The following is a 10,833-nucleotide window of genomic DNA, read 5'->3' as shown; positions in this document are numbered from 1 at the left end:
CATATCCAAGCACAGCTTTTATACAAACTTATCCACAGAAACCGGTGTCGTCTTGCTAGAATGGCCGAAAACAAGGAGGCCAAGATGGACTTGCGACTAAGACCTTACAAGGGCAAGTGCCCGCAACTGGGCAAACGGGTATATGTGGATCCCTGCGCCACCCTGGTGGGGGATATCCAGCTGGGTGACGATGCCAGCATCTGGCCCATGGTGGCCGCCAGAGGGGACGTCAACCATATCCGCATCGGTGCGCGCAGCAACATTCAGGACGGTACAGTGCTGCACCTGACCCGCAAGAGTGCTGGCAATCCTGGCGGCTATCCGCTGCTTATCGGCGAGGATGTCACGGTCGGACACAAGGCGATGCTGCACGGTTGCACCATAGGCGACCGGGTACTGGTCGGCATGGGTGCCATCCTGCTGGATGGGGTGATCGTTGAAGACGATGTGATGATCGGGGCGGGCAGCCTGGTGCCGCCAGGCAAGCGGCTCGAGGCCGGCTTTCTTTATATGGGCAATCCCGTCAAACAGGCCCGCCCTCTCAAGCCGGCCGAGATCGCCTTCCTGAAGACTTCGGCCGACAACTATGTGCTGCTCAAGGATGAATACCTGCAAGAGGCCTGACCCTGCAGCCACAAACAGGAAGCCCGGCATGATGCCGGGCTTCTCTTCTTATATAGCTATGTGACCATCAGACAGGATCAGTGGGCCTGATCCCAGTTGTCACCGGTGCCCGCTTCCACCACCAGCGGCACATCCAGTTCGGCCGCACCCGACATCTTCTCCTTGATGAGGGCGATGTACTCTTCCAGCTTCTCTTCGCGGATCTCGAACACCAGTTCATCGTGTACCTGCATCAGCATGCGGATTGACTCATCTTCAATCCCGCGGATCCAGCTGTCCACGTTGATCATGGCCCGCTTGATGATGTCGGCAGCGGTGCCCTGCATGGGAGCGTTGATGGCGGCCCGTTCGGCCGCCTTGCGCAGACCGGCGTTGCGGGACTTGATATCCGGCAGATAGAGGCGACGGCCAAACAGAGTCTCCACATAGCCCTGGGCGTCCGCCTGCTGGCGGGTGCGCTCCATATACTCCAGCACCCCCGGGTAACGCTCGAAGTAGAGATCCATGTACTTCTGCGCTTCGGCGCGACCGATCCCCAGCTGCTTGGCCAGACCGAAGGCGCTCATGCCGTAGATGAGACCAAAGTTGATCGCCTTGGCGCTGCGGCGCATGTCGCTGGTCACCGCATCGAGCGCGACCCCGAACACCTCGGCGGCGGTCGCCTTGTGGATGTCCTTGCCCTCGGCGAAGGCGGTCAGCAACCCCTTGTCACCGGAGAGGTGGGCCATGATGCGCAGCTCGATCTGGGAGTAATCCGCCGCCACCAGCTTGTAACCGGCGCACGGAATGAAGGCCTGCCGAATACGGCGCCCCTGTTCGTTGCGTACCGGAATGTTCTGCAGGTTGGGGTCGGTTGACGACAGTCGACCGGTCGCCGCCACCGCCTGATGATAGGAGGTGTGCACCCGCCCGGTCTGCGGCTTGATCATCAGCGGCAGCTTGTCGGTGTAGGTGGACTTGAGCTTGGCCAGCCCACGGTGCTCCATCAGCAGTTGCGGCAGCTCATAGGTCTCCGCCAGCTCGGCCAGCACCTCTTCCGCAGTGGATGGCGCGCCCTTGGGGGTCTTTTTGATGATCGGCAGCCCCAGCTTGGTGAAGAGGATCTCCCCAAGCTGCTTGGGCGAGGAGAGGTTGAACTCCTGCCCGGCCAGCTCGTGGGCCTGCTTCTCCAGCTCTGCCAGACGCACTTCGATCTCCTGACTCTGCTGATGTAGCAGCTTGGGCTCGATGGTGGTACCGAGTCGCTCCATCCGCGCCAGCACCGGCAGCAGCGGCAATTCGATCTCGCTGAATACCTTGGCAAGGCCCGGCTCGGCAGAGAGCTTGCCCCACAGCGCCTGATGCAGACGCAGGGTGATGTCGGCATCTTCCGCCGCGTAAGGAGCCGCCTGCTCCAGTTCGATCTGGTTGAAGGTGAGCTGCTTGACCCCCTTGCCAGCAATGTCCTCGAACGAGATGGTCTCGACGTTCAGATATCTGCGAGCCAGGGAATCCATGTCGTGGCGGCTGGCGGTAGAGTTGAGCACATAGGACTCGAGCATGGTGTCGTAGGCGATACCCTGCAGCTCGATGCCGTGGTTGAGCAGCACATTGCGGTCGTACTTGAGGTTCTGCCCCACCTTGAGACGGGCCGGATCTTCCAGCAGCGGTTTGAGCTTGCCGAGTACCACGGCCTCGGTCAGCTGCACCGGCGCCCCCAGATAGTCGTGGCCGAAGGGCACATAGGCCGCCTTGCCCGGCTCGATGGCAAAGGAGACGCCAACGACGCGCGCTTCCATATAGTCGAGACTGGTGGTCTCGGTGTCGAAGGCAAACAGCGGCGCCGCCTGCAACCGTGCCAGCCACTCGTCGAATTCGGCCTCGTCCAGGATGCAGCGATAGTCGGTTTCGATGGCGGCTGCCGGGGCGGCGCCTTCCTCATCACCTGCGGCTTCGCTCTCCTCAGCGCCACCGGACTCCAGCTCTTTGATCAGGTTGCGCAGCTCATACTCGCGATAGACCGCCAGCAGGGCCTCCTTGTCGATGGGGCCAAGCTGCAACTCTTCCAGACTCTGCTCCAGCACCACGTCGGTCTTGATGGTGGCCAGCACATAGGAAAGGCGCACCTGCTCTTCCTGCTCGCGGAACTTGTCGGCAAACGCCTTGGAGCCGCGGAAGCCGAGCGCCGCCACCTTGTCGAGGTTGGCGGCAATCTCGTCGATGCTGCCTATCCCCTGCAACAGGGCCAGTGCGGTCTTCTCGCCGACACCGGTCATGCCGGGAATGTTGTCCACCTTGTCCCCCATCAGCGCCAGGTAATCGATGATGAGCTCGGGCGGTACGCCGAACTTCTCGATCACCCCTTCCCGATCGGTCTTCACATCCTTCATGGTGTCGATCAGGGTGACATGGTCGGAGACCAGCTGCGCCATGTCCTTGTCGCCGGTGCTGATGAGCACAGGCAACTGTTTCTCGGTCGCCTGACGGGCCAGGGTGCCGATCACGTCGTCGGCCTCCACCCCTTCGACCATCAGGAAGGGGAAACCCATTGCCTTGATCATCTGGTGGATAGGGGCGACCTGGCTGCGCAGATCGTCCGGCATGCTGGCGCGTGTTGCCTTGTATTCGGGATAGATGTCGTCACGGAAGGTCTTGCCCTTGGCGTCGAACACCACGGCCACGTGGCAGTCGGGGTACTGCTTGCGAAGGCTGCGCATCATGTTGGCCATGACACGGACGGCGCCGCTAGGCAAGCCGGTCGAGGTGCGCAGATCGGCCTGCTGCGAGGCAAAGAAGGCGCGGTAAAGATATGAAGAGCCGTCGACCAGAATAAGAGGATTGCTAGAGGCCATGAAAATCGTCCTGCCAAGAATAAACAGCCGCTAGGATGCCACAGGGCCCGCACCACACCAAGGGGACTCCCACCATCACCCCGGCGCACCGGTGGGGCATATTGCTGTGGATAACTCTGTGCTCAAAAATGGCACCATTGCATCACGGCCGTGACAAAGCTGTGGATTAAAACAAAAAATATCTTTTAAAACATTATGTTGAGATCATGAAAACTCAACATGACGCACGCATCATGATCTCGATCAATGTGGAAAAAAATTCAAGGGGGGTACTGAGGCAGGATCCAAAACGAAACAATCCTAGCACAGGGAGATGACTTGACCAGCGGAGGTCGAACGATAACCATACAAAAGTACAACAATCTACCCTGGCTCACATTTTCAACAACGAGGAGTCTGTCATGAAAAAAGTGGCCGTGATCTTGAGTGGTTGTGGCGTGTTTGACGGCGCCGAAATCCACGAGGCCGTCATCAGCCTGCTGGCGCTGGCCCGTCAGGGAGCATCCGTTCAATGCTTCGCCCCCAATGTCCCTCAGCTTCATGTCATCAATCACCTGACCGGCGAGGTCAGCGAGGGAGAGAGCCGCAACGTGCTGGTCGAGGCGGCCCGCATCTGCCGCGGCCAGATCAGGGATGTGGCTGAACTGGATGCAGCCGACTTCGACGCCCTGCTGGTGCCGGGCGGCTTTGGCGCCGCCAAGAACCTGTGTGACTTCGCCATCAAGGGCGCAGAGTGCCGCATCCAGCCGGATGTGCTGAAGGCTTGCCAGAGCTTTGCCAGAGCCGGCAAACCGGCCGCCTACATCTGCATCGCACCGGCCATGATCCCGCTCATCTATGGGGCAGGCACCCTGGCCACCATTGGCAACGACGAGGGCGCCGCCAACGCCATCGAAGCCATGGGTGGCAGTCATCTCGACTGCCCGGTGAGCGAGTTCGTGGTGGATCAGGAGCGCAAGGTCATCTCCACTCCTGCCTACATGCTGGCCAACAATATTGTGGAGGCGGCGGACGGTATCGAGAAGACCGTCAAACAGCTGCTGGCACTCTGATTGCCCGGCAGACCAAAACAAGCGGGCCGCTCAAGGAGCGGCCCGCTTTCATTCCGGTCAATCTAGACGGGATCAGATGGCATCGCCCATCTGGTCCATCTTGCCCAGCAGGGCACGCAGACGCTCTTGCCAGGCAACGTGCTCGTTGCGCAGTTGGTGGTTTTCGTCTTGCAGCTTGCTGTTCTGCTCTTTCAGCTCGTCCAGCTCCATCTTCAGCAAGGAGATGTTGTCGACGGCGGATTGTACTTTGGATTCGAGTTGCTCAAGGACTTCTAGTGACATATGCATACCTGTATGTTCAATTGCGATGCCCCACTGAGGGCGATTCAAGCGCGTGGAGCCAGCATACCCTGATGCGCTCGGCACAAACAAGCCAGCACGTTGCAAAATGCGCCCTGCGGCCCGGTATTGCTTAAATATGCGTCGGTTTTTCTCGCAGGCAGCAGGAACCTCGATCCCGGGCATTCGCCGTGGCATAACCCGCCCTCCTGCCGATGCCACCATCAGCCATGCAAGGCGATGAAGCCCCCCATCATCAGACAGGCCACGGCGTACATCAACAGGCCGTAGAGCAGGTTCCAGCGCAGCAGCAGCCCGGCGCTCAGGTTGTAGCGGGATGCCAGCGCCAGATTGGAGCCGGAGAGCGGGCTCGTCCCGGTCGCCAGCCCCCACCCCATGAGGAAGCACATGCCAAGCAGGCTGGGATCCGGTGCCAGCGGCCAGAGCAGCGGCGCCACCCCCGAGATGCTGATGAGAGGATGCACGCCCACTATGGCCACCAGGAAGATCAGCAGCAGGGTCAGACAGGCTTCCAGCCAGCCGAAGTGGTTGAACAGCGGCAGGCCTTGGCCACTGCCAAAGTCCAGTACTGACAGCGCGCTGTTGATGCCAGCCGCCAGCAGGCCGGCCCCCAGAAACAGCACAAGCTGGCCACCGATGGCCGGGAAGCGCTCAACCACCTGGCGCTTGAGAGCAGCCCCTCGCCCCGCTTGCGGCATGAACAGCAAGGCCAGCAAGGGCGCCACCAGGGCGATCACCGCCAGAATGCTGAGTCCGGGCCAGAAACGGTGGATCACCAGCACCAGCAGTGCCAGGGTCACCGGTAGCCCCAGGGTCTGGAGCCGCAGCGGATAACCTTCAAAGGTCTCCACACCGAGTCGCTCTACCTGCCAGGCTGTCAGCCCCATGGCCAGCAAGGCCGCCAGTATGCCAAAAGGCAGTATGCTGCCCAGTTGCAGACCCGGTGCATAGGTGAGGGCCACCGCCATGGCGACGAAGAAGGGGGACCAAAACGCAGCCGCACAGAAAATCCGGCTCAGCACCATGACCTGACGCCGCTCCAGCGTCCCGTTGCGCTCCAGCCGATCGCCGATGATGAAGAGCACCGAAAGATTGATGACGGCCCCCAGCAGATTGAGGCTGGCCATGGTGCTCCACAGCCCCTTGCGACCAGACCAGGAGGCGGTGCCGGTCAAGAGGCCAGAGGTAGCCAGATTGAGGGTGCTCACTGCGGCAAACATGGTCAGCATGTTGATGTTCGGCAAGAGCCAGTCACCTGGGCTGAGGCTGGCCCCCCGCCACCAGGAAAAGAGCAGCAGCAGGAGCGCCGCGCCGTAGAGGGCCAGCGCCTGACGCCGTGCGGCCCCCACCAGCCAGGGCCAGGTGAGCAGGGAGGCGGCCCAGGCCGCGATGGCGGCGGGCCAGGGGGAGAAGTCCAGATAAAGGTGCAGCAGGTTGAGCAGCCACATCCCCAGGATCAGAAAGCCTGACCAACGCTTGACCATACAACGGCCTCGGTCAGGGGATCAGAGGCACTGATCCATGTCCAGGGAAGGTTTGTCGCACTCGGGGCGGCCCACAATCCTGGCGGGCACGCCAGCGACCGTGGTGTGAGGCGGCACCGGGTTGATCACCACGCTGCCGGCACCGATCTTGGCGCCGACGCCCACCTCGATGTTGCCGAGCACCTTGGCCCCCGCCCCTATCATCACCCCTTCCCGGATTTTGGGGTGACGATCGCCACTCTCCTTGCCGGTCCCCCCCAGAGTCACACTCTGAAGGATGGAGACGTCGTTCTCGATGACGGCGGTTTCGCCGACCACGATACCGGTGGCATGGTCAAACATGATGCCCTTGCCGATGCGGGCGGCCGGGTGTACATCCACGCCGAACACCACGGAGATCTGGTTTTGCAGATAGAGCGCCAGGGCACGGCGTCCCTGACGCCACAACCAGTTGGCCACCCGATACCCCTGAAGAGCATGGAATCCCTTGAGGTAGAGCAGCGGGGTGGAGAAGAGGTCGACCGCCGGGTCGCGATCCTGCACCGCGCAGATGTCGGCGGCCACTGCGGCCAGCAGCTCGGGCTCGCTGCGCAGGGCCAGCTCGATCACTTCCCGCAAGGCGATGGCAGGCATGGTGGTGCTGTCGAGCTTGTTGGCGAGCTGGAAGCTCAGCGCCGAGCGCAAATCCCGGTGATTGAGAATGGTGGAATGAAAGAAGCTGGCCAGCATGGGCTCCTGGGCCGCCATGCTCTGCGCTTCCTGCTGAATTTTTTGCCAGGTTCTGGCAACCAGATCATCCATGTTGCAGCCTACTGTTGTTCAGGGTGAGTGCTTTGTCGTTCTTTTGTCAGCACCGAGATGGGGTCCATGTGAATGATCACATCCATCCGCTCGAAGGCCTGGCGGACGGCCAGTTCAGCCTCGTCGGCTATCTGATGGGCCCTGACCAGAGGCAGTTGATCGTCGAGTTCCAGATGCAACTGCACGAAACGGGTCGGCCCGGATTGGCGGGTACGCAGGTCATGTACGCCATGCACCCCCTCTACGGCGCAGCAGAGGGCCATTATTCTCGCTTGTTCCTCCTCTGGCAACTGACGATCGAGCAGGGCCTGCACCGATTCGTAGCCGATATGGACAGCCCCCCACACCAGGAACAGACCGATCAGAATGGCAAACAGGCCGTCGGCCCAGTACCACCCCTGCCCCGCCAGCACCAGTGCCACCAGCACGCCGCCATTGAGCAGCAGGTCGGAACGGTAGTGCAGCATGTCAGCCTTGATGGCCACACTGTTGGTCTTGCGGATGACAAAGCTCTGGAAGCTCACCAGCAGCAGGGTCAGCACGATGGAGCCGACGCTGACCCAGATCCCGGCCTCCAGGCGCACCACGGGCACCTGATTCAGCATCGACGAGATGCCGTGCATCACCAGCAGCAGGGCGGACCCCGAGATGAAGGCCGACTGCACCAGACCCGCCAGGGACTCCGCTTTGCCGTGGCCGAAGCGATGCTCTTCGTCGGCAGGGGCCAGCGCATAACGGATGGCCAGCAGATTGATGAGAGAGGCGCTGATGTCCATGAAGGAATCGGTCAGGGATGCCAGCAGGCTGGATGAATCCGTCATCAGCCAGGCGATCAGTTTGCCCAGGATGAGCAGGGTGGCGGTGGTCACAGCGGCCATGCTGGCCAGGGTGACCCAGCGGGAATAGTGTTGGTGGCTCAAAACCGGCTTTCCTCCGACGCGTAAAAACTTATTATACCCTGACCCGGACGTCAGTTTGGCGTGCAAAATCAACAGAGTGACTCCCAGATGAACAAAATACTCCTGGTCGACGACGATCTCGAACTGACCCAGCTGCTCACCGAAATCCTGACCCTGGAGGGGTTTGAGGTCACCGTCGCCGAGGATGGGGAAGAGGGATTGCAGCGACTGGCAGAACAGGCTTTCGACCTGGTGCTGCTGGACGTCATGATGCCCAGACTCAACGGTTTCGCGATGCTGACCCGGCTGCGCAAGACCCACGACACCCCGGTGTTGATGCTGACCGCCCGTGGCGACAGCCAGGATCGGGTCAACGGGCTGGAGGCCGGTGCCGACGACTATCTCGCCAAGCCGTTCGACGACAGGGAGCTGCTGGCCCGGGTGCGCGCCATCCTGCGTCGAACCCAGAGCCAGGCTCCCCAGCGCGGCGGCAGCTCGGAAGAGGTGCGCTTCATGGATCTGGTGCTGCAGCCCGGCCTGCAACAGGCTCGCTGCGACGATCAGTTGCTGGAACTCACCGCCACCGAGTTCGGCCTGCTGGAGTGCCTGCTGCGCAATCCGGGCCAGATCGTCAGCAAGGGCCTGCTCTCCGAGCAGGTGCTGGGCAAGAAGCTCGAACCCTTCGATCGGGCCATCGACATGCACCTGAGCAACCTGCGCAAGAAGCTGCCGGAGCGGGCCGACGGCCAGCCCCGCTTCAAGACGGTGCGGGGACGAGGCTACCTGTGGCTGGAGCAGGCATGAAATCGGCCCGCACCTTCAACGGTCTTTCCACCCAGATCTTTCTCTGGTTCTGGTTCATCCTGCTGCTGGTCGTGGCCGCGGTGGTAATCCTCCCCACCCTGGACCCCCGCAACATCATCCCGCTGCCGGCCCACGAGATCACCCGTCTCAACAACAACCTGGCGGCGCTGCAACGGGGCGCGGATCCCGAGCAGGATTTCGATCTGGCCAAGGCCATCGATGCCGCGGGCCTCTTGCCGGTGGACAACATCTATCTACGCGATGCCAAGGGGCAGATGCAGTCCAGCACCCGGCTGAGCAAGTTCGTGATCCGTTTCATGCTCGACTCGGACAACCCGGCCAAGCCCATGCTGGGCAGCGAACACCAGCGCGCCATCGCCGGACCCTTCCAGATGGTCCATCACGGCCAGACCTATCACGTCTATTTCGGTCTGAACGTCGAAAACTCCTACCTGTTCCTCTTCATCCAGATCCTGGATCACCCCATCCAGATCCTGGGCATCGCCATGCTGGTCAGCACCCCGCTCTGTCTGTTGCTCGCCTGGCGCCTGACCCGCCCCATACTGCAGTTGCAGCAGTCGGTCTCCCAACTCGCCCAGGGCAACCTGGAAATACAGATCCCCAACCTGGGGCGGCGCGACGAGATAGGCCAGCTGGCCGAACATGTCAGTCGCATGGTCGATACCCTCAAGGACATGATCCAGAAGCAGAAGCAGTTGCTCTCCGACATCTCCCACGAGCTGCGCAGCCCCCTGACCCGCATCCAGCTCGCACAGGCGCTGATCCGCCGCAAGCAGGGGGACAGCGCCGAGCTGGCGCGCATCGAAGGGGAGATAGCCCGGCTCGACAAGCTGATAGGGGATCTGCTGGATCTGTCGCGGGTGCAGCAACATGTGGAGGCGCCGGTGACGCTGCCCCTGGCGGAGCTGCTGGAGCCCATCCTGGATGACGCCATGTTCGAGGCAAACCAGAACGGCAAACAGCTCAGGCTCCCTTCCTTGCCCGCCGAATCCCTCACCATGTGGCCAGAACTGTTGGCCCGCGCCCTGGAAAATCCCCTGCGCAACGCCCTCAAGTATGCCCGCGAGTTCATCAAGGTGGACTGGTACCGGGAGGGACGGGAATGGGTGATGACTATACGGGATGACGGCCCGGGCGTGCCGGTGGAGCAGCAGCCCCGGTTGTTCCTGCCCTTCTTTCGGGTGGACGATGCCCGCAACGCCAAGACCGGGGGCACTGGTCTCGGCCTTGCCATTGCCGCCGAGGCGATCCAGCGTCATGGGGGGACCATCCGGGCCAGCAGCAATCAGCCGACCGGACTGGTCATCACCATCCGTCTGCCCATGCCCTGACCTCCCCCTTTTCATCGGCACGGGTGCTGGGTATGCTGGCGCCCGTTTCGCACCAGCCCAGGATCCTTCCATGCTCGATATCGTGCTCTACCAACCGGAAATCCCCCCCAACACCGGCAACATCATTCGCCTCTGCGCCAATACCGGCTACCGGTTGCATCTGATAGAGCCCCTGGGGTTCGAGTGGGATGATAAACGGGTCAAGCGGGCCGGGCTCGACTATCACGAGTTTGCCGACGTCAAGCGCTGGCCTGACTATGAGGCGTTTCTGGCGGCCGTCGCCCCCCAACGGGTCTTTGCCTGCACCACCAAGGGACGCACCGCCCACTCGGCGGCCCGGTTTGCCCCCGGTGACGCCCTGCTGTTCGGGCCCGAGAGCCGAGGCCTGCCCATGGAGATCATCGAGAGCCTGCCATTCGAGCAGCGGCTGCGCATTCCCATGCTGCCCCAGAGCCGCAGCATGAATCTGGCCAACGCCGTCGCGGTCTTGGTCTACGAGAGCTGGCGGCAGTTCGACTATTCAGGCTCGCTCTGACCGCTGACGATATTGGCAAGACGGCCAGGATTCAGACCGACTACGCCGTCCCCTGCCCCGCCAGCAGCCGTCCATCACGCTCCAGTCGCCAGCAGAGCCAGCCCAGCGTCAGGCCACGACCGGCCATCAAGGCACTCATGGCGGCCCACAG

The 10,833-nt window shown here is 61.9% G+C and carries 10 protein-coding genes; 5 read left to right on the top strand and 5 right to left on the bottom strand.

What is annotated here, in order from left to right; genetic code table 11:
- Positions 1–84 precede the first annotated feature (84 nt).
- Positions 85–624 (top strand): gamma carbonic anhydrase family protein, encoded by a 540-nt coding sequence (locus AACR77_RS22900; RefSeq protein ID WP_041212350.1) that lies wholly within the window; start codon positions 85–87, stop codon positions 622–624.
- A 77-nt stretch (positions 625–701) separates the two neighbouring features.
- Here AACR77_RS22900 and polA read toward each other — a convergent pair whose 3' ends face one another.
- Complete coding sequence (gene polA / locus AACR77_RS22895; protein ID WP_042878993.1) at positions 702–3,455, bottom strand: DNA polymerase I; 2,754 nt, start codon at positions 3,453–3,455, stop codon at positions 702–704.
- Positions 3,456–3,856: 401 nt separating this feature from the next.
- On the opposite strand from polA, the gene elbB reads away from it, so the two are divergent.
- On the top strand, positions 3,857–4,507 hold the full coding sequence (elbB, locus tag AACR77_RS22890) for an isoprenoid biosynthesis glyoxalase ElbB (RefSeq protein WP_042878992.1): 651 nt from the start codon (positions 3,857–3,859) through the stop codon (positions 4,505–4,507).
- A gap of 72 nt (positions 4,508–4,579) precedes the next feature.
- Here elbB and AACR77_RS22885 read toward each other — a convergent pair whose 3' ends face one another.
- The 4 genes from AACR77_RS22885 to fieF all read right to left on the bottom strand — a co-directional run bounded on the left by AACR77_RS22885 (position 4,580) and on the right by fieF (position 8,012).
- Positions 4,580–4,789 (bottom strand): cell division protein ZapB, encoded by a 210-nt coding sequence (locus AACR77_RS22885; RefSeq protein ID WP_010672454.1) that lies wholly within the window; start codon positions 4,787–4,789, stop codon positions 4,580–4,582.
- A 221-nt stretch (positions 4,790–5,010) separates the two neighbouring features.
- Positions 5,011–6,291: a hypothetical protein gene (locus tag AACR77_RS22880; RefSeq protein ID WP_042878990.1), complete on the bottom strand. Its 1,281-nt coding sequence runs from the start codon at positions 6,289–6,291 to the stop codon at positions 5,011–5,013.
- Between the two features lie 21 nt (positions 6,292–6,312).
- On the bottom strand, positions 6,313–7,092 hold the full coding sequence (gene cysE, locus AACR77_RS22875) for a serine O-acetyltransferase (protein ID WP_010672452.1): 780 nt from the start codon (positions 7,090–7,092) through the stop codon (positions 6,313–6,315).
- A gap of 8 nt (positions 7,093–7,100) precedes the next feature.
- Positions 7,101–8,012 carry a cation efflux pump FieF gene (gene fieF, locus AACR77_RS22870; protein WP_010672451.1) on the bottom strand — a complete coding sequence of 304 codons (912 nt, stop codon included), beginning with the start codon at positions 8,010–8,012 and terminating at the stop codon, positions 7,101–7,103.
- An 87-nt stretch (positions 8,013–8,099) separates the two neighbouring features.
- Between fieF and AACR77_RS22865 the strand changes: the two genes are divergently transcribed.
- From AACR77_RS22865 to trmL, 3 genes are all read left to right on the top strand, one after another.
- A complete protein-coding gene (locus AACR77_RS22865; protein ID WP_010672450.1) occupies positions 8,100–8,795 on the top strand; it encodes a response regulator in 696 nt (231 codons plus the stop codon).
- Positions 8,792–10,147: an ATP-binding protein gene (locus AACR77_RS22860; protein WP_039041147.1), complete on the top strand. Its 1,356-nt coding sequence runs from the start codon at positions 8,792–8,794 to the stop codon at positions 10,145–10,147. Before AACR77_RS22865 ends, AACR77_RS22860 begins: the two co-directional genes overlap by 4 nt.
- A gap of 70 nt (positions 10,148–10,217) precedes the next feature.
- On the top strand, positions 10,218–10,682 hold the full coding sequence (gene trmL / locus AACR77_RS22855) for a tRNA (uridine(34)/cytosine(34)/5-carboxymethylaminomethyluridine(34)-2'-O)-methyltransferase TrmL (protein WP_042878988.1): 465 nt from the start codon (positions 10,218–10,220) through the stop codon (positions 10,680–10,682).
- Positions 10,683–10,833 lie beyond the last annotated feature (151 nt).

The sequence above is a fragment of the Aeromonas sp. ZOR0002 genome (genome assembly GCF_963866995.1).
GTDB lineage: Bacteria > Pseudomonadota > Gammaproteobacteria > Enterobacterales > Aeromonadaceae > Aeromonas > Aeromonas caviae.
The sequence above is the reverse complement of the archived record's forward strand: the minus strand, read 5'-3'. Positions and strand labels throughout refer to the sequence as shown.